A 19,212-nucleotide genomic window follows, 5' to 3' on the forward strand; every position below is an offset into this window, starting at 1 on the left:
CGACGCGTGATCAGAGACCCTAATTGTCTTTCGACAGTCGCCTCAGCAATGACGTCAGGTCGTTCGGAAGGCTCGGCGCGCCGGTAAAAATCTGGCGCAGCGCAATGCCCACGCCATCGCTCTCGCGCGGGCGATGCACGACATGGTGGCTGTCGGAATGCGTCGCCTGACTGTGCGGATTGGGCGGGCTCATGCGACGTAGAACGTCGTTTGCCACGATTTGTTGCCACTTTGTCGTCAGTTTAATTGATCTGGATCAAATTGTGCTTTTCGCGCAACGATTGGCGCGCGCGAATGAGTGCTCTAGGGTGTCATCCGCAACCGTTTCAGCCTTTGCTGAAACCATTGGGCCAATATGGTGACTGCGCAGAATTTCGTCGATGCCGTCGCCAGGGCCGAAGCGCACGCGCCGTTCCTACGTCTCGCGCTCGAACAGCAGCCCGACCTCGCCGCCCAATTGGCGCAAGGTGTGGTGCCCGATCCGGCGCCGTTCGATCCTGATCTGCCCGTCAGTGTGGCACTGCGTCGGGCGCGCCGGCGCGAAGCGTTGATTGTCGCGATCGCCGATCTGGCCGGAGCGCTCGACCTGGTCGGCGTGACGCGGCGGCTGACCGACTTCGCCGATCGCGCGCTCGACCTCGCCATCCGCACGGCGATCCACGAGCGGGCGCCCGATGCCGACGTGAGCGGTTTCGCCGGGATCGCGCTCGGCAAACAGGGCAGCCACGAGCTCAATTATTCGTCGGACATCGATCCGATCCTGCTGTTCGACCCGACGACCTTGCCGCATCGCGTGCGCGAGGAGCCGGTGGAAGCGGCGGTGCGGATCGCGCGCCGCGTCGTCGAACTGCTCCAGGCGCGCGATGGCGAGGGCTATGTGCTCCGCGTCGACCTTCGCCTGCGGCCGTCGCCGGAGGTGACGCCGATCGCGTTGCCGGTCGACGCGGCGATTTCCTATTATGAAAGCCAGGCGCTGCCCTGGGAACGCGCCGCCTTCATTCGCGCGCGTGCCTGCGCCGGCGATGTGGCGCTCGGTCAACGTTTTCTCGACGCGATCCGGCCTTTCGTCTGGCGCCGGGCGGTCGATTTCGGCGCGGTTGGGGAGATTCGCGAGATCACGCGGCGGATTCGCGATCACCACGCGCAAGGCCAGGCCTTTGGACCGGGCTATGATCTCAAACGCGGGCGAGGCGGCATCCGCGAGGTGGAGTTCTTCACCCAGATTCATCAGCTGATCCATGGTGGCCGCGATCCATCGCTCCGCGCCCCGGCGACGATGGACGCGCTCGACCGGCTGTGCGCCGGCGGTCGCATCACGAGCGAAGAGGCCAGTGCGCTGAAGTCCGCTTATGTCGCGCTGCGCACGGTCGAACATCGATTGCAGATGGTCGACGATCGCCAGACTCATGCGTTGCCGCGCACGGGAGAAGCGCTTGAGGGCGTAAGCCGGTTGGCGGGGTTCGAGGATAGCGCGGGTCTGATCGCGATGCTGCGGCCGCATGTCGAACGGGTCGGGCAAATCTATGATTCGCTCGATGCGCGCGACGAGGCGGCGCTGGCCAGCGACGCCGACAGCCTGTCGGCGCAACTGGGCGCGATCGGCTTCGACGACGGCGCCAGCGCTGTCCAGATGATCGAGCGATGGCGTGGCGGCTCGTATCCTGCGTTGCGCAGCCCGGCTGCGCGCCAGGCGCTTGAGGCGGTGCTGCCGGGGCTGATGACGGCGCTCGGCCAGGCACCCGATCCGCGCGCTGCTTTGGTCCAGCTCGACACGATGTTGTCGCGGCTGCCGAGCGCGATCAATTTTTTTCGTCTGATCGAGGCGCGGCCGCAATTGGGGCAATTGATGGCGACGATCCTCAGCCACGCACCGCCGCTTGCGGGCGCGTTGAGCCGTCGGCCGGCGTTGCTCGACGGGTTGATCGACGCGACCGCGCTGGAGCCGGTCGGTGATGTCGCCGCGCTTGCCGAGGAGATGCGCTCGGGTGAGGCGGGGGACGATTACGAAGCCGCGTTGCAGCGGGTTCGCCTCGTGGTCGGCGAAAAACGCTTCGCGCTCGGCGCGCAACTGGTTGCCGGGACCAGCGACCCGCTGGAGGTCGCGCATGGCTATGCGCGCGTCGCCGAAGCCGCGATCGAGGTTCTCGGCGCGGCCACAGTGGCCGAGTTCGCGCGTGCGCACGGCCATGTACCCGACAGCGAATTGCTCATCCTCGCGCTAGGGCGGCTCGGGGGCGGAGCGCTGACGCATGCTTCCGACCTCGACCTTATCTATCTCTTCACCGGCGATTTCTCCGCCGAATCCGATGGCCCCAAGCCGCTGGGCGCAGTTCATTACTATAACCGCCTCGCGCAACGCCTGAGCGCCGCTCTGTCGGTGCCGACCGCTGCCGGCGCGCTGTACGAGATCGATACCCGGTTGCGGCCATCGGGGGCGCAGGGCCCGTTGGTCGTGTCGCTCGCCGGCTTCGCCAAATATCAGCAAGAGGACGCCTGGACCTGGGAGCATATGGCGCTGACCCGCGCGCGCGCCGTGTTCGGGTCGCAGCGTGCGCGTCAGGATGTAGCCGCGGTGATCGACGCGGTGCTGACTGCGCCGCGTGACACGGCGAAGCTCATCGCGGACGCGGTCGACATGCGGGCCGAAATGGCGCGGCACAAGCCGCCGCAGGGATCGCTCGACGCCAAACTGTTGCCCGGCGGGCTGGTCGATCTCGAATTCGCCGTCCATGTCGCTCAGCTCTCGCATCCGGGCGTTGCGATCGACCCCGACCTCGACCCGGCGATCGACATGCTTGCGCAGGAAAGGATCGTTCCCGCGTCGCTCGGTGAGGATTACCGCTTCCTGACGCGCATGCTGGTGTTGCTGCGGCTGGTCGCACCGGACAACGAGCCGCCATCGGCCCCGACCCGCGAACTGATCCTGCGCGCGCTCGGCGCCGACAATTGGGACGCGCTGGTTGCGCGTTTCAACGCGACCCGGCAGGAAGTCGCGCGGGTCTGGCAATCGGTGAGTGGAGAGACAAATGGCGGGACTTGATGTCGGCGATACGCTGCCCGACGCGGTGCTGACGGCGCCTGACGGCGCGACGATCAACCTGCGCGATTACGCCGGCAAGCCGCTGGTGCTCTATTTCTATCCCAAGGACGATACTGCCGGTTGCACTCGCGAAGCACAGGATTTCACCGCGCTGTTGGCCGACTTCCACAAGGCCGGCGCGACCGTGCTGGCGGTGTCGAAGGACACGCCGGCAAAGCATCGCAAATTTGCCGACAAATATGCGCTGACCGTGCCGCTCGCGAGCGATGAGACCGGCGTGATCGAAGCGTTCGGCGCCTGGGTGTCGAAGAAGCTCTATGGCCGTGAGTATATGGGGATCGACCGCTCGACCTGGCTGTTCGATGCCTCGGGCAAGTTGACGAAAGTCTGGCGCAAGGTGAAGGTTCCGGGGCATGCCGAACAGGTGCTGGCCGCGGTGCGGGAACTAGGGTGAGCGAGCGGGAAGTTGGCGTGAGTTCACCAACAGGGTAGGCCGCCCGCATGACTTCGGTCGAAACCAGCATCACTATCGCCGCCGCCTGTCGCTCGGTGCTCGAAACCTGCGATCCCGCCGCCAAGGTCAAACGCGCTCGATCAGTCGTGCGCGCCTGGCGCCGGGGCAATCTGGCGCACCAATTCGACGTCGCGATGCCCGATCGGCCGACGCGGCCCGCCGAACCCCAGCTGCTCCCGCCCAATCGCATGCCTCGGCGTGGCAAGGGAGGATCGCAACGCGGCAGGATCGCGCTGATCCACGCGCTCGCGCATATCGAGTTCGTCGCAATCGACTTGGCGTTCGATCTCGCGGGGCGATTCGGCGGCCATTTTCCGCGCGATTTCGTCGACGACTGGCTGTCGGTCGGCGCCGATGAGGCGATGCACTTCGCGCTGCTCGACCGGCGGCTGCGCGCATTGGGTAGCCATTATGGCGCGCTCGCGGCGCATGACGGCTTGTGGGAAGCGGCCGAAGCGACCGCGCACGACCCGCTTGCGCGGCTCGCCGTGGTGCCGATGGTGCTCGAAGCGCGAGGCCTCGACGTCACGCCGGCGACGATCGATCGCTTCCTCGCCGCGGGCGACGAGGGAACCGCTCTTATCCTCAAGCGTATTCTCGCCGACGAGATACGTCATGTTGCGTATGGCGCGACGTGGTTTCGCGCTGCGTGCGAATCAACTGGAATCGCGCCGGAAACGCATTGGCGCGACTTGGTGCGGCGCCATTTTCGCGGCATGATTAAGCCGCCATTCAACGACTCAGCCCGCGAAGCTGCCGGTCTGCCCCGCGAATATTACGCGCCTCTTGCATGAAAACGACATGCTGGCACTTGTCACCGGTAACAACCGGGCGCGGAGGGGCTGGGTCCGGATTAACCATCTTCATGATCGCCGTTAATGCGGGGATCGTCGCCAGGGTCGCCGGGGACGCATGATCAAACTTACGAATTTGCAGGAGGCGTTCGCTCGCTGCCGCCAATTCTTCAAAACACGCGATTTCATTTTCCATGATGGCCGCGATCTTCGTCGTTTCTCGATCGCGGGACGTACGCAGGCCGCGGTTGCTGTCGCGGGTGCCATCACGCTGAGCTTCTCGGCGTATGGCGTTGCACAGGCAGGCGTGAACGCCGTGGCGCTGTCGGGCCTCACCGGAACGCCGCTCACCTCCGAGGCGAAAGTCGCCAAGATGGAGGCGCAGGTCGCCGGCATGCAGGCCAAGATCCAGCAGATCAAATATGTCGCCGATGCCCGCGCCAAGCGCGTCGAGGCACGCCAGGCGATGCTTGCCGCCGCGATCAGCGGGCAGGGCGAGGTCCAGCCGGTCGCCTATCAGCCGATCGATCCCGAGGCTGCTGCCGCTGCCGCCGACGTCGTCGCGCCGCTGGCGCAGGTCGAGCACGATCAGGTGACGCTGGCGATCAAGGCGCGGATCACCACCGAGAAAAAATATATCGCCGCGCTTCAGCGGGCGAAGGCGTTGGGGATCAACCCCAGCCGCTTCCAGACCAAAAGCGCCGCGATGGGCGGCCCGTACGAAGCCGCCGACAGCGCAGAAGCCGCCGCCGACATGGCCGCCGACGCCCAATTCCGTGCTCTGTTCCAGACCTGGAAGAAGCTTGATACGCTCCAGGACGGCCTGATCTCGATCCCGTCGGTTCAGCCGGTCAGCAATCTCAAATTCACCAGCAATTTCGGCATCCGCAGCGACCCGTTCCGCGGCACCGCGGCGTTCCACCCGGGCGTCGACATTCCGTGCGGGACCGGTACCGCGGTCTATGCCACCGCCGACGGCACGGTCGACCGTGCGGAGCGCGCGGGCGGCTACGGCAATCTGGTCGAGCTCGACCATGGCCGTGGCATCCAGACCCGTTATGGTCACTTGTCGAAGATCCTGGTCACCGCCGGGCAGAAAGTGAAGCGCGGCCAGCTGATCGCGATGTCGGGCTCGACCGGCCGCTCGACCGGTCCGCATCTCCATTATGAGGTCCGCATCGACGGCCGCGCGGTGAATCCGATGCCGTTCCTGCAGACCGCCGATTATCTCCAGGCGATCAAGAGCCCGCAGCTCAACGCCGTTCCGGTCAGCACCGCTCCGGCGGCGGACTCGGCCGACTGATTTCTCGAGGGACGCGAGAGGAGGGGCCGTTCCGGGGCAACCGGGGCGGCCCTTTTCGTATCTTGCCGTCCGCATGTGTTGCTGAGCGGGCGGCGAGCGCCTATCTCCCCACCATGGCTACCCTCGCCGACAACATTGCGCTGACTCCCGCCGCCGCCAAGCGCGTGGCGTGGATCGCCGAGCGCCAAAGCAAGCCTGCCATCCTTCGCCTCTCGGTAGAAGGCGGCGGCTGTTCTGGTTTCCAGTATAAATTCGGCCTCGCCGAGGGGCTGGAGGACGGCGACACCGTGGTCGAGACCGATGGCGTCAAGCTGGCGGTCGACGATATGAGCCTCGATCTGGTGCGCGGCTGTTCGGTCGATTTCGTCGACACGCTCGGCGGCGCGCATTTCACCGTGGAAAATCCCAACGCAGCCTCGGGCTGTGGTTGCGGTTCGTCCTTCTCGGTGTAAGCTTTTGCTGATCACCGAACCGCCCTCCGCACGGGGAGCGGGCCGGCCGCAATCGAACGAAAGCACCGCGTGAAGATCGTCAGCTACAACGTCAACGGCATCAGGGCGCGGCTCGAGCGGCTGGTCGAATATCTGTCCGAGCAACAGCCCGATGTGGTTTGCCTGCAGGAACTGAAAGCGGCCGATGACGGATTCCCGATCGATGACATTCGCGCGGCCGGCTACGGCGCGGTGTGGCACGGGCAAAAGGGCTTCAACGGCGTCGCGGTGCTGGCCAAGGGCAGAGACCCGGTCGAGCGGCAGCGGGGCCTAGCCGGCGATCCTGAGGACGCGCACAGCCGCTATCTCGAATGCGATGTCGAGGGGCTCGTGGTTGCCTCGATCTATCTGCCGAACGGTAATCCGCAGCCGGGTCCCAAGTTCGATTACAAGCTGAAATGGATGGAACGGCTGGCCGATCGCGCGCGCGATCTGCTCGCCGAGGAAGTGCCGGTGGTACTCGCCGGCGACTATAACGTCATTCCCAATAATGACGACACCTTCTCGGTTCGCGCGATGGCCGATGACGCGCTGATGCAGCCGGAAAGCCGCGAGCGTTATCGTACGCTGCTTGCCCAGGGGTGGACCGACAGCCTGCGCACGCGCCACCCCAAGGGCGGGGTGTGGACCTATTGGGATTATCAAGCCGGTGCATGGCAGCGCGATGCCGGCTTTCGCATCGACCATTTGCTGCTCAGCCCGGTCGCCGCCGACCGCCTGGCCGATGCCGGCGTCGACAGGGAGTATCGCGGTCGCGAAAAGGCGAGCGATCACGCCCCCACCTGGGTTCGGCTGCGCTAGGCCGATGGCCTTCCATTCCCGGCTAGCTGGCGCAACACTCGTGCTGTTCGCAACGGCTTTGTTCGCTCCCACCGTCGCGCATGCCGGCGATCAGGACCGCGATTATTGCCCCGCGCGGCCGGGGCTCGGCACGCCGGCTTGCACCATGGCGCCGGGCCAGGTGTCGGTCGAAACCTCGCTCGGCGACTGGACGCTCGACAAACAAGGCGGCGACCGCACCGATACGGTGCTGATCGGCGATACATCAGTGCGGATCGGGTTGACCGATACGGTCGAAGCGCAGGTTGGCTGGACTCCCTTGGGGATCGTTCGCGAAAGGGCTGGGGACGCAGTAGATCGTACGACCCGCACCGGCGACGCGACGTTCGGCATCAAGGCCAATCTGCACAATCCAGACGGCAGCGGACTGTCGGTGGCAGTCCAGCCGTTCGTGACGCTGCCGGTCGGCCGCGCGCCGATAGGGGCCGGCGATTGGGGAGCGGGGCTGGTCGTGCCGGTAACCTATGATCTCTCCAAGACCGTGAACCTAGAAATCACGCCCGGAGTCGACGCCGCGGTCGACCAGGGCGGCCGCGGGCGGCATCTCGCCTTTAGCGGCGTGGTCGGCGTCGGTGTCGCGCTGAACGATGCGTTGACCTTCACGCTGGAAAACCAACTGGTTCGCGATGACGATCCGTCGGGATCGACCACGCAGGATCTTGCGTCGGCATCGCTGGCCTGGATGCCGCGCAAGACGCTGCAACTGGATGTCGGCGCCGTCGCCGGGCTCGATCGCAATGCCCCGGATGTCGAGCTTTATGCGGGGATCGCGCGCCGCTTCTGACGTCTGCGTAAACCGCGCCGCGCGTTCCGCCGATCTTTGGTGCGAATTCCCGCGCTTTGGTTCCCTGCGCCAATGTCTACAACTGTAGTCGTCACACAAACCATTGATCTATAACGTTTCTAGTGTTTGGCATACTTAATGCACCAATACACGTGCTGGTCACCCCCGCCAGCTAGTTAGGAGCAGGAAGATGGTCAAATACACGATCGCTGCCGTCGCGGTGTTGGGTGTCCTTGTGGGCGGCCCCGCGCTCGCCTCGGGCAAGGTCAAGAGCGACGCTGGGACCGCGAAGGGTCAGCAAACCGCCGCCAATGGGTCGACGCGCTATTGCTACCTCGTCCCCGCGACGACCGGCACGATCATCGACCGCAAGGTGTGCAAGACGCTCGATCAATGGCGCGTCGAAGGCGTCGACCCGACCAAGCCGCAAAACAACTGAGCAACGTAGAAGCGCGGCATCCGCCGCGTCGTTCCAAAGGATGAAGCTATGATCAAGACCATGATGACAGGGTTCGCCACCGCTGCGGCACTGACGATGATTGCCGGTTCCGCGCAAGCCGCCGAGCCGCGGACCGCTAGCGATGCGACACCCGCAGCGCGCGCTACGCCGACCGCCGAGTCCACGGCGCAACCGAAATATTGCGTGGTCGGCGCCATTACAGGATCCCGCATTGAGCGAAAGATCTGCAAGACTCGCGAAGCCTGGATGCGCGAAGACAATTTCGATCCGCTCAACCGTTGAGCGGTTTTCGGCCCTGGTCGTACACCAATGGCCCCGTGCGGCCAGGGTCGGAATATTGTTGGGACCTGCCGCTAATAGATCGCGGCCAGCTCAAATTCGTTTCTCGTAGATCTGATAGACCTTGTTGACCTTGCTATCGATCGCGTCGGCAATGGCGTTCATGCCCTGATTGTCGTCGAGCACCCAGCCGATCTCTCCTCGCGTCGCACCGTATTTCGAAATGGCGGCGCGGCGGATATATTCGATCATCATGAAGGCCAGCTGGCTCGCCATCCGCGACGCCTGCAATTCCTTGATCACCCCCATCAGCGGGACGCGCATCGTCCTCGCCTGGGGCTTGCGCAGCCACAATAACAGCTTCGCCCAGCCGAACGGCAGCAAATTGCCGTTCAACGGCTTGATCGCTTCGTTGAGGTCGGGGAGCGTGATCATGAACGCGACCGGCTTGCCGTCGAGCTCGGCGATACGGATCAGGTCGTTATAGACGATCGGCTTCAGCATGACGCCGATATCGTCGATCTCGGGCGGGGTGAACGGCACGAACCCCCAATTGTCCGACCAGGCATCGTTGAGGATGTAGAGGATGATCGCCGCTTCCTCGTCGAACTTCGACTTGTCGACCTCGCGAATGCGGATGCGCTCGTTGCGCTCGCCCATCTGGACGATGCGCTGGACGATCGGCGGGAAGTCCTTGGAGATGTCGAGATCATAAGTCATGACCTGCTTGACCGGTTGATAACCGGCGCGCTCGATCCAGCCCTGATATTCGGGTTTGTTGTGCCCCATCATGATCGTCGGCGGATGGTCGAAGCCCTGGATCAGCAAGCCGGGCTCTTCCCAGATCGACGCGCTCAACGGCCCGAGCACGCGGTCCATGCCCTGATCCTTCAGCCACGCTTCGGCGGCGGCGATCAGCGCCTGCGCGATCGCCTCGTCCTCTGCGTCGAAATAGCCGAATTGGCCGCAGCCGGGTCCGAAACCCTGGTCGGCCGGCATTTCGAGCGCCAAGGTGTCGATATGCGCTGAGATGCGCCCGACGACCTTGCCGTCGCGCTCGGCCAGGAACAATTGCTGCTTGGCGTGGCTCAGCCAGCCGTTCTTGCCCGGGATCAGCTTTTTCAGCGCGTCGCCCTTCAGCGGCGGCACCCAATTGGGATCGTCCTTGTACAGACGATAGGGCAGGGCGACGAACTTCTTCAGGTCGCCCTTGCTGTCGATCGGGCGGATGGTCACTTGACCGGGCATCGGCACCTCATGCGCTGGAACAGTCCGCGCGTTAGGCTTTGTCCGTTGCTTCGACAATCCCGGCGGCGTGCCGTTTTACGCATGATGAGGAATTGCGATCACCCTGATCAGCGGCGGCTTCGTCGTTGGAATGCCACCGTGTCGCCACTATGTTCGGCCAATGGCGCTCCCCATGGATACAATTGTGACTCTCGACCGCCGCACCGCCGGCGCGGCCAGCGCCGCGCCCGTGCGCGCGCGGATCGACGACGACAGGGCAATGCTGAAGGCGGCGGCGGATCTGACCCGCGACCTCAACGTGCCCAATCCGCGCATCTACTGGTCCGACATGCTGCTGTCGGCGGCGATCGGCTACGCGGCATTGGCCGGCGCGATCCTAGCGCCGTCGACCGGCTGGGCGATCGCGGCGGGCGCCGTCGCGGTTCTCGCCCTGTATCGCGCCGAAAGCTTCATCCACGAACTCACCCACATCAAGCATTCGGCGGTGCCGGGTTTCCGGCTGGTTTGGAATCTGCTGGTCGGCATTCCGCTGCTGACGCCGAGCTTCATGTACGAAGGCGTGCACAATCTTCACCACGCCCGGACGCGCTACGGCACGGTGGAAGACCCCGAATATCTGCCGCTGGCGCTGATGAAGCCCTGGACGCTGCCGGTGTTCCTGCTGGTGTCGGCGCTGGCGCCGGTCGCCTTGCTGGTCCGCTACGCCATTCTCACGCCGCTCTCTTTGGCCGTGCCGGCGCTGCGCCGTGTCATCGTCGCGCGTTATTCGGGCCTGCAGATCAACCCGTCATTCCAGCGCAGGCCGCCCGAGGGAGAGGCGCGTCGGCTGTGGCACCGGCTGGAGGCTGCCGCCAGCCTGTGGTCGATCGCGCTGATCGCGCTGACCGCGACTGGGGTCATCCCGCTCAAAGCCTTCGTGACCTTCCTGATCGTCGCCTCGGCGGTCGCGGTCATCAATCAGGTGCGGACGCTAGTCGCGCATCTCTGGGAGAATGAGGGCGAAGCGATGACGGTGACCGCGCAATATCTCGATTCGGTCAACGTGCCGCCGCCGGCGGTGCTGCCGATGCTATGGGCACCGGTTGGGCTGCGCTATCACGCGCTGCATCATCTGCTGCCGGGGCTGCCTTATCATGCGCTAGGCACCGCGCATCGCCGGATCACCGCGGCGCTCGAGCCGGACTCGCCTTATCACAAGGGCAATTACAAGGGCCTGCCGCACCTCGCGACGCGGCTGGTGAAGAGCACGTTTCAACCGCGTTGAATTATTGCCCTCCCGCTGGCGGGAGGGGTTAGGGGAGGGCGTGTCGCCTTCCCGAGAATCCCTTTTGGGTAGAGCGGACAACAGGCCCTCCCCCAGCCCCTCCCGCCAGCGAGAGGGGAGCGGCTATTCCTCAGTCCTGATCAGGACTGCCTCGCCGATCATCAGGAACAGCACGAACGGCGCCCAGGCCGCGAGCATTGGCGGATAGGCGCCGAGATTGCCCATCGCGAGCGCGAAATTGTCGACCACGAAATAGGTGAAGCCCAGTGCCATGCCGACCACGGCGCGGATGAAGAGCTTGCCCGATCGCGCGATGCCGAACGCCGCGATCGCGCCCAGCAACGGCATCAGGATCGAGGATAGCGGCCCGGACAGTTTATGCCACAGATCGCCTTCGAGTGCCTTGGTCGGGCGGCCCGCTGCCTTGAGGTCGCCGATCGCCGACCATAATTCGGTGAACGACAGGCCATCGGCATCGACCGTCGCCAGCGTGAACTGGTCCGGGCGCACGCCTTCACCAACCACTACAGCGCCCAGGTTGGTCGCCACACCGCTGGTGACGTCGAACTTCTGGGCCGGCCAGATCCGCCAGCCTTTGCCTTCGCGCCGACCATGCGGAGCGGAAATCGTCGCCTGCAGCTCGCCGGCCTTGTCGCGGTCGTAGAATGTGACGTCGGTCAGGGTTGCCGCGTCGCCGCGACCCTTGACCAGCTTGACGTTGATCAGATCGTCCCCTGACCGCGTCCATATGTTGACGCGATCGCCGCGGTCGATAGGGATCGGTGCATAATCGACCTTTTGCCAGCGGTTGAGCGTGGCAGTCGCCCGGCTCACGATCCGGTCGTTGAACGCGAAGCTGAGAGCCGCGACGCCGATCGCCGCGATGATCATCGGCGCCAGCACCTGATGCGCCGACAGGCCCGACGCCTTCATCGCGATCACTTCCGAATTTTGATTGAGCGTCGAATAGGTGATGATCGCGCCGAGCAGCACCGAATAGGGCAGGAAGCGGGCGATGATCTCTGGCGTGCGCAGGCTGATATAATGCCAGACTTCGGCCTGCCCGTTGCCGGCATGGGCGAGAATCCGTCCCGATTCGCTCAGCGCGTCGAGGAACTGGAGGACGATGACCAGCGCCGCGAGCACCGCGAAGGTGCGCACGAGGAAGCTCTTCGCCATGTACATCGTCACCGTTCGCGACGGGAAGAACTGCATCGAGATCATGCCGGTTGGGCCTCCGGCTCGTCGTCATCGCCGTTGCGGCGTGGCCGCCGGAATGGAAGCCAGCGCACGACTACCTTGCTGATCTTGGCGAAGACGCGTTCCAGCGCGCCGATCGGCTGGCCGCCGGGAACGAACGCGATGGTGTGAAACATCCACAGCACCAGTCCGGCGAAGATCGCGAACGGCACCCACAAGGCGATGAATGGGTCGACCCGACCCAGTCCGCCGATCCCCTCGCCATATTCGTTGACCTTGAAATAGGTCACGATGATCACGATCGACAGGAACACGCCCAGCGCGGACGACGATCTCTTGGGCGGGACCCCGAGCGCCAGCGCCAGCATCGGCAACAGGAACATCGACACCACCTCGGTGATGCGGAAATGGAACGCGGCGCGGCTGGTATCGCGCAGCGGTTCGGGTTGCGTTCGATCGCGGCCGATCTGGGCAAGTTCGGGCAGCGTGAATTCCAGATTGCGCCCGCCGCGCGCGCGGAACGCGCTGGTCGGGGGCAAGCGGATCGGGAAGTTCCATATGTTGAAGCGCAGCACGCGCGGCACCGCGACCTTCGCCTCCTTGCTGACAAGCGTACCGTTGGTCAGCTGGAAGATGATCTCGTCGGGATTGGGCGCGGCGTAGAATTTGCCCTTTTCCGCGGTGACTGCAAACGAGCCGCCTTTGTCGTCGTTGCGCTGGACGAAGATGCCCTTCAGCTCGCGCCCTTCATCCTTGCTTTCCTCGATCCGCACGGTCGGGCCGTTATTCGGGAAAGTGGTGAACTCGCCAACCTTGATCGAGGCGCCGAGCGCGCCGGTGCGCAGTTCGTAGCGCAGATTCTCATAGGCGTATCGCGCCTTGGGCTGGACATAGCCGACGATGAACAGGTTCAGGATCGCGAGGACAATCGTGTACATGTACGGCACGCGCAGCAGCCGCCAATAGCTCATCCCCACCGCGCGCAGGATGTCGAGCTCCGACGAGGTCGCCAGCCGCCGAAAGGCGAGCAAGCAGCCCAGCATCAGCCCGATCGGGATGCCCAGGCCGAAATATTCGGGCAGCAAATTGGCCAGCATCTGCCACACGACGCTGATCGGCCCGCCTTCGGTCGCGACGAAGTCGAACAGCCGCAGCATGCGGTCGAGCACGAGCAGCATCGCCGCGATCACCAGAGTGGAGAATAGCGGCAACGCGATCAGCCGGGCCATGTAGCGGTCGATGGACTTCATGGCTGACGGAAAACGGATCCTTCTCGGCCGGGAGCGGCTAGGGAGATGATCGAACGGCTATAGGGCGGCATTCGGTCCGCGTCAGCCGGAAAAACTGCCTTTATTCGGCGGCCAATTGGTCCGTCGGCGTGGGTCGATCCGCGATCGCATCGGCAATCGCCCGTTCCAGCCCGGCGATAGTGAACGGTTTGCGCAGGACCGGTCGTCCGCCGAAATCGGCCGCCGACCCCTCGCCGGCATAACCGGTGACGAATAGCACAGCGAGATCGGGGCGGCGTCCCAACAATCCGGTGATCATCTCCGGCCCGGTCTGGCCGGGCATCAGCACGTCGGTGATGACCAGATCGAATGGCCCAAGATCGTCGAGGATGCGCGGCGCGTCGAGCGGGTCGGGGCACGGAACGGCACGATGTTTCAGTTCCTCCAGCGCGCCGATCGTGGCGTTGAGGACGCGCGGATCGTCCTCGACCACCAGCACGCCGAGGCCGCGTATCGACGGCACCGCGGAGGGCATCGCCGTATCTGTTTTCGCCGCCACGTCTCCGACGCCAACGTGACGGGGGAGATACAGCGTCACCGTGGTCCCTTTGCCCTCAACCGAGGTGATCGCGATCTCGCCGCCCGATTGACGAACAAAGGCGAAGATCTGGCTGAGCCCTAGGCCGGTGCCCTTGCCGACCGGTTTCGTCGTGAAGAACGGCTCGAACACCCGCTCCAGAACTTCCGGCGCCATGCCGCAGCCGCTATCGCTGACCGCGATCGCGACGTGGTCGCCCGCCAGGCAATGGCCGATCTCATTGGCCGCGAGCGTCCTGGCGCTGGCTCGGATCGTCAGCCGCCCGCGACCGTCCATCGCGTCGCGCGCGTTGACCGCGAGATTGAGGATGGTGTTTTCAAGCTCGTGGCGGTCGGCCCAGATATGCCAGGCCGATCCGTCGTCGCTCGTCTCCACCGTGATCGCGTCCCCCAGCGTGCGGTCGAGCAGATCGGACATGCCCTCGATCGCGGCGATCGGCGTGAGCGGTTCGGGGTTGAGCGCCTCCTCGCGCGAAAAAGCGAGCAGGCGCCGGGTCAGCGCGGCGGCGCGATGCGCGCCCTCGGTGGCGTTGTCGAGATGACGGCCGACGCCTTGCGGATCGCTCTTCAGCGTGCGCCGGGCGAGCTCCAACCCACCCAGAACGACTGCCAGCATATTGTTGAAATCGTGGGCGATTCCACCCGTCAGCTGGCCGACCGCTTCCATCTTCTGCACCTGGCGCAGCTTGGCTTCCTGCGCGCGCAATGCCTGGGTGGCTTCGTTCACCGCATCTTCGAGCACCGCCGACCGTTCGCGTTCGACATCGGCATCGGCTCGCGCCGCGGCGCGCTCGCGCATCACGCCGATCGTCAACCAGCCGAGCACGACCGCCGCGCTCAGGATCAGCATGCCGAACAGCGCAAGGATCATCGCAACGGTGTTGGAGCGCTGGATCGATGCCGCCGCTGCCGCGACGCGCTGGTCAAGCAATCCGTGTTCGGAATCGATGATCGCGTCGAGCTGACGGTCGATATCACGCAACGTTGCCGACTTCCCCGCGGCGTAGAAGCGCGAATAGGCCTGGCTGTCCTTCTTGTACGAGGTGCTGAGCGCGGTGACCGCCAATTCCTTGCCGCGTTCCGCATAGGTGGCGCGCAACTGGTCGATCAAATGCTGCTGCATCGGATTGTCATTGGTCAGCGCATCGAGCCGGTCGATCTGGTTTCCCGCCGAACTCCATTCGTCATAATATTCGCGACCGACCAATTGGTCGCGGCTCATGACGTATCGTCCCAGCGCCGCTTCGGCGTGCGCTATCGTGCCCGACAGCGTGCGCGCCAGGATCATGACGTCATAGCTATGGCTCTGCGCCTTGAGCGCGCGATCACGCTGCGCGGTCGTATCCGACAGGATGACGATCAGCGCGACGACGATGCCGGTGCCGAGTAACGCCATGACCGCCAGGGCAATGCCCCGCCAGACCGTGCGTGCCTGATCGACGAGCCCCGGCTCGGCGTCGTTCCCGCTCATGGCCGTCTTGTACCGAATCGGTTGAATCTAGGAAACCCCGTAGGTTCCCTCAATTTATCGCGCGCGCTGCTCGGCCTGCCGCTTCGAAGCGCTCCAGCACCGTGGCGATCTGGTCGGCCGTGTGTTCCGCGCACAGCGAACAGCGCAGCAGGTAGGTGCCGGCCGGAGTCGCCGGGGGCCGCGCCATGTTCACATAGACGCCGCTGTCGAGCAGCCCTTGCCACATCATCACTGCCTGGGTCTGGTCGTCCAGGATCACCGCGATGATCGCGCTGTCGGGGTTCTCGGTGCCCAGTTTGAAGCCCATCCGGGTCAGTCCGCCATGCAATTGCCTGGCGTTTTCCCACAGATGCGCGCGCTTGTTGTGCGCGTGTTGAAGCTTGCGGATCGACATTGCCGCGGTGGCGACGACCGACGGCGGCAGGCTGGCGGTGAAGATATAGGGACGGCAGGCCAGGCGGATCGCCTCGAACTTGGGGTGGTTGGAGACGCAGAAGCCGCCGACCGTACCAACCGACTTGGAGAAAGTGCCGACGATGAAGTCGACATCGTCTTCGCAACCTTGGGCCTCGTACACGCCGCGGCCATTGGGCCCGTAAAAGCCCATCGAATGTGCTTCGTCGGACAGCACCATCGCATTGTGCTTCTTGGCGACCGCGACCATCTCCTTGAGCGGCGCGACGTCGCCCAGCATCGAATAGACGCCTTCGAGCACGACTAACTTGCCTGGCTCCTTGGGCAGGCGGCCGAGCCGCTTGTCGAGGTCCTCGACATCGTTGTGGCGGAAGCGGACGATCTCGGCATAGCCCTGTTTGCAACCGTCATAGATCGAGGCGTGGCTGTCGGCGTCGAGAATGACGTACTCGCCCTTGCCGGCGAGCGTCGAGATCATGCCGAGATTGGCCATATAGCCGGTCGAAAACACGATCGCCCCGGTCGTCCCGTAGAAATCGCGCAACGCCTGCTCGACTTCCATATGGTCGCGGAAGGTGCCGTTGAGCATGCGGCTGCCATTGGTGCCCGATCCGAACTGGTCGAGCGCGTCCTTGCCCGCCTGGATGACGTCGGGGTCGAAGGTCATGCCCATATAATTGTAGGTGCCGAGCAGGATCGTCTCCTTGCCCTTGATCACCGCCTCGGTCGGTGACTTCACCTGCTCCATCACGATCGCGAACGGATCGGTCACACCGCTGTCGAGCAACGCCTGGCGCTCGGCAATCAGGCCGTCGAACTTCGACATCAGATCGCTTTCGGGGGCGACCGTGGCGGGATGCTCGGGCAGCGCCTCGGCAGTGTCGATAGCGTCGGTCATCGTGTCTTCCTTGTCCACCGTGGTCAGGCGTTCTTCAGCTTCTGGACGGCATCGACCAGTTGGCCGACGGTCTCGATCTCGGCCTGCATGTTCATGGTGATGATGATGTCGAACTCATCCTCGATCGCCGCGACGAAATCCATGACGGTCAGGCTGTCCCACTCCAGATCGTGCTGGAAGGTGGTCGCGTCGGACAGAGCGACGCCCTTCTTGTTGAACGGCTGGATCAGGCCGGTGACGGTCTCGAATATTGCTGCGCGGTCGCTCATTGTCATGTCCTTGTGGTCGCGAAGGCGTTGCCCGCCAAATGCGGCGGCTTTCCGGCAGGGTTATAGCGACCCTTGGGCGCGATACCATTGCGCGGTGGCAGTCAGCGCGGTTGGCGTTTCCTCTTGCGGCGCCCAGACGTCGGTCGGCGGCCGAGCATGGCTGACCCAATCGCGATGGCAGAAATAAGCGACGCGGTCAGGTGTCAGCTTCGCGTTCTTGCCGCGGAACAGGCCGTCGAGCGCGGCGATCGCGTCGAGGATCGGGCGGGGCAGGGGCAACGGCAACACCTTGCTGCCCATCGCAACGCCGATCGCGCGGGCAAAATCGCGATGGTCCCAGCCATCGGGCCTGCCGTCGTCGGGTTCGACGATCTCGCGGATCAGCGCGTTGCTGGTCGGGAGCGCCAGCAACAGCCGGATGAGTTCGCCGACAGCAATCACCGACATTCGTCCGCCGACCGGGGGCAATGGCACGACATGGCGCTTGGCGAGCTTGAACAGCTCGAGCATCTCCTGATCGCGCGGGCCGAAGATTGCCGGCGGGCGGACGATCGTCCAGTCGAGATTGCTGGCGATCAGCAATTTGTCGGCTTCCGCTTTGGACCAGCCATAGAGCGACAAGTCCGGCTCGCGCGCGGTCAGCGACGATACCTGCACGAAGCGGCGGACGCCGGCTGCTTCGGTCGCGGCGATCAGCGCGCGCGTCCCCTCGATATTGCCCGCGGCGAAGCCCGCGCGGTCGGGCGCGTTGATCACGCCGGCAATGTGCAGCACCGCGTCGGCGCCCTGGACCAACGCCGTCAGACTGTCCGGCTTGTCGAGCGCGCCTTCGATCCAGGTGATTCCGGCGCGCTCCGGCTGCGGCCGCCGCGTCAGCGCGCGCAATTGATGGCCCTGGGCCAAAGCAAGTTCGATGAAATGACTGCCGACGAACCCGGTGCCGCCGGTGACCGCGATAACGGTCATGCCAGCACCATGTGGTTGCGATGGACGAGCGCGGCGCGCGGCGCATAGCCCAGAATCGCGGCGGCCTCGTCGCTGCGCTTGCCCGCGATCCGCACGGCGTCGGCCACGTCATATTCGGCGAGCCCGCTCGCGATCACGCCGCTAGGACCGGCGATCACGATCAGGTCGCCACGCGCAAAGTCGCCCTCGATCCGAACGGCGCCGGCGGGCAACAGGCTCTTGCCCTGGTTGAGCGCGGCAACCGCGCCGGCATCGACATGGACCGTCCCGCGCACCGTGAGCCGCCCGCCCAGCCACGCCTTGCGTGCGGGCGCGGCGCGCTGCGCCGGGAACAGCGTGCCATGACCGGTCTCGACATAACGTGCGAAGGGATGATCCACCCGGCCGGAGGCGATCGCCAGCGCGATGCCGGCGCGGGTCGCGATCTTGGCGGCCTGGATTTTCGAGGTCATGCCGCCCGACCCCATGCCGGACGTCGACCCGCCCGCCATCGCCTCGATCGTCGCGTCGATGCGCGGTACGCGATCGATCAGCGTCGCGCCGGGCAGGGTTGGCGCGCGGTCATAGAGCCCATCAATGTCGGACAGTAACAGCACACCTTGTGCGCCCGCCGCCTGCGCGACCCGCGCCGCCAGCCGATCATTGTCGCCGAAGCGGATTTCCTCGGTCGCGACCGAATCGTTCTCGTTGATCACGGGCACCACGCCGAGCCCGAGCAGTCGGCCCAGGGTCGCCGCGGCGTTGAGATAGCGGCGGCGATCCTCTAGATCGTCGAGCGTCACCAGCATCTGCGCGGCGGTCAACCCCTCGGCGCCGAGGCACTCGGCCCAGACCTGGCTCAGCGCGATCTGGCCAGTGGCGGCGGCGGCCTGCGCATCTTCCAGGCTCGCCCGTCCGCCCTTGGTGAGCTTGAGTCGTCGGGCGCCGAGCGCGATCGCGCCCGATGAGACGATCGCGACCTGCTGTCCGCCCCGTGCCGCTGCGGCGATATCGGCGGCGAGTCCCGCCAGCCAGTCGCGCCGCACTTCGCCTTCCGGCGTCACGAGCAGCGACGACCCGACCTTGACGATCAAGCGCGGGCAGCCTGCCGCGGCAAAGGGCGAGGTTTCGGGCATCGCGCTTGCGCTTAGCGGGCGTCGCGCCGTCCCGCT

General features: G+C 65.0%; 19 protein-coding genes. 10 read left to right on the forward strand and 9 right to left on the reverse strand.

Going from position 1 to position 19,212, the window contains the following annotated elements:
* Positions 1-19: 19 nt before the first annotated feature.
* Positions 20-217 carry a hypothetical protein gene (locus AC1DRD_RS04615; RefSeq protein WP_478040483.1) on the reverse strand — a complete coding sequence of 66 codons (198 nt, stop codon included), beginning with the start codon at positions 215-217 and terminating at the stop codon, positions 20-22.
* 138 nt (positions 218-355) lie between these two features.
* On the opposite strand from AC1DRD_RS04615, the gene AC1DRD_RS04620 reads away from it, so the two are divergent.
* From AC1DRD_RS04620 to AC1DRD_RS04660, 9 genes are all read left to right on the forward strand, one after another.
* On the forward strand, positions 356-3,040 hold the full coding sequence (locus tag AC1DRD_RS04620; protein ID WP_478040484.1) for a bifunctional [glutamine synthetase] adenylyltransferase/[glutamine synthetase]-adenylyl-L-tyrosine phosphorylase: 2,685 nt from the start codon (positions 356-358) through the stop codon (positions 3,038-3,040).
* Positions 3,027-3,494, forward strand: a complete 468-nt coding sequence (locus AC1DRD_RS04625) for a peroxiredoxin (protein WP_478028481.1) — start codon at positions 3,027-3,029, stop codon at positions 3,492-3,494. Before AC1DRD_RS04620 ends, AC1DRD_RS04625 begins: the two co-directional genes overlap by 14 nt.
* 47 nt (positions 3,495-3,541) lie before the next feature.
* Complete coding sequence (locus tag AC1DRD_RS04630; RefSeq protein WP_478040485.1) at positions 3,542-4,348, forward strand: ferritin-like domain-containing protein; 807 nt, start codon at positions 3,542-3,544, stop codon at positions 4,346-4,348.
* 118 nt (positions 4,349-4,466) lie between these two features.
* Positions 4,467-5,651, forward strand: coding sequence for a M23 family metallopeptidase (locus AC1DRD_RS04635; RefSeq protein ID WP_478028484.1), 1,185 nt, complete (start codon positions 4,467-4,469; stop codon positions 5,649-5,651).
* Between the two features lie 113 nt (positions 5,652-5,764).
* Positions 5,765-6,103, forward strand: coding sequence for an iron-sulfur cluster insertion protein ErpA (gene erpA, locus AC1DRD_RS04640; protein WP_478028485.1), 339 nt, complete (start codon positions 5,765-5,767; stop codon positions 6,101-6,103).
* 69 nt (positions 6,104-6,172) lie between these two features.
* Entirely contained in the window at positions 6,173-6,943 is a 771-nt protein-coding gene (gene xth / locus AC1DRD_RS04645; RefSeq protein WP_478028487.1) for an exodeoxyribonuclease III, read from the forward strand.
* A 40-nt stretch (positions 6,944-6,983) separates the two neighbouring features.
* Complete coding sequence (locus AC1DRD_RS04650) at positions 6,984-7,766, forward strand: transporter (protein ID WP_478040486.1); 783 nt, start codon at positions 6,984-6,986, stop codon at positions 7,764-7,766.
* A gap of 190 nt (positions 7,767-7,956) precedes the next feature.
* The gene (locus AC1DRD_RS04655) at positions 7,957-8,205 is read left to right on the forward strand and encodes a hypothetical protein (protein WP_478040487.1); all 249 of its coding nucleotides are present in this window, start codon (positions 7,957-7,959) and stop codon (positions 8,203-8,205) included.
* Positions 8,206-8,253: 48 nt separating this feature from the next.
* Positions 8,254-8,508, forward strand: a complete 255-nt coding sequence (locus AC1DRD_RS04660) for a hypothetical protein (RefSeq protein WP_478028492.1) — start codon at positions 8,254-8,256, stop codon at positions 8,506-8,508.
* A gap of 90 nt (positions 8,509-8,598) precedes the next feature.
* Here AC1DRD_RS04660 and AC1DRD_RS04665 read toward each other — a convergent pair whose 3' ends face one another.
* A complete protein-coding gene (locus AC1DRD_RS04665; RefSeq protein WP_478040488.1) occupies positions 8,599-9,753 on the reverse strand; it encodes an N-acetyltransferase in 1,155 nt (384 codons plus the stop codon).
* A gap of 172 nt (positions 9,754-9,925) precedes the next feature.
* On the opposite strand from AC1DRD_RS04665, the gene AC1DRD_RS04670 reads away from it, so the two are divergent.
* Positions 9,926-11,017 (forward strand): fatty acid desaturase family protein, encoded by a 1,092-nt coding sequence (locus AC1DRD_RS04670; protein ID WP_478040489.1) that lies wholly within the window; start codon positions 9,926-9,928, stop codon positions 11,015-11,017.
* A gap of 123 nt (positions 11,018-11,140) precedes the next feature.
* Here AC1DRD_RS04670 and lptG read toward each other — a convergent pair whose 3' ends face one another.
* The 7 genes from lptG to proB all read right to left on the reverse strand — a co-directional run bounded on the left by lptG (position 11,141) and on the right by proB (position 19,176).
* Complete coding sequence (lptG, locus tag AC1DRD_RS04675) at positions 11,141-12,241, reverse strand: LPS export ABC transporter permease LptG (RefSeq protein ID WP_478028496.1); 1,101 nt, start codon at positions 12,239-12,241, stop codon at positions 11,141-11,143.
* Entirely contained in the window at positions 12,238-13,467 is a 1,230-nt protein-coding gene (gene lptF, locus AC1DRD_RS04680) for an LPS export ABC transporter permease LptF (protein WP_478040490.1), read from the reverse strand. The genes lptG and lptF overlap by 4 nt, the downstream gene beginning before the upstream one ends.
* 100 nt (positions 13,468-13,567) lie before the next feature.
* Positions 13,568-15,514, reverse strand: coding sequence for an ATP-binding protein (locus tag AC1DRD_RS04685; protein ID WP_478040491.1), 1,947 nt, complete (start codon positions 15,512-15,514; stop codon positions 13,568-13,570).
* 49 nt (positions 15,515-15,563) lie between these two features.
* Entirely contained in the window at positions 15,564-16,826 is a 1,263-nt protein-coding gene (gene spt / locus AC1DRD_RS04690; RefSeq protein ID WP_478040492.1) for a serine palmitoyltransferase, read from the reverse strand.
* Positions 16,827-16,849: 23 nt separating this feature from the next.
* Positions 16,850-17,095: an acyl carrier protein gene (locus tag AC1DRD_RS04695; RefSeq protein ID WP_066809585.1), complete on the reverse strand. Its 246-nt coding sequence runs from the start codon at positions 17,093-17,095 to the stop codon at positions 16,850-16,852.
* A gap of 60 nt (positions 17,096-17,155) precedes the next feature.
* Complete coding sequence (locus AC1DRD_RS04700) at positions 17,156-18,061, reverse strand: SDR family oxidoreductase (RefSeq protein WP_478040493.1); 906 nt, start codon at positions 18,059-18,061, stop codon at positions 17,156-17,158.
* The gene (gene proB, locus AC1DRD_RS04705; protein WP_478040494.1) at positions 18,058-19,176 is read right to left on the reverse strand and encodes a glutamate 5-kinase; all 1,119 of its coding nucleotides are present in this window, start codon (positions 19,174-19,176) and stop codon (positions 18,058-18,060) included. Before proB ends, AC1DRD_RS04700 begins: the two co-directional genes overlap by 4 nt.
* Between the last annotated feature and the right edge of the window lie 36 nt (positions 19,177-19,212).

It is taken from the genome of Sphingomonas sp. P4_G2, from assembly GCF_056401155.1.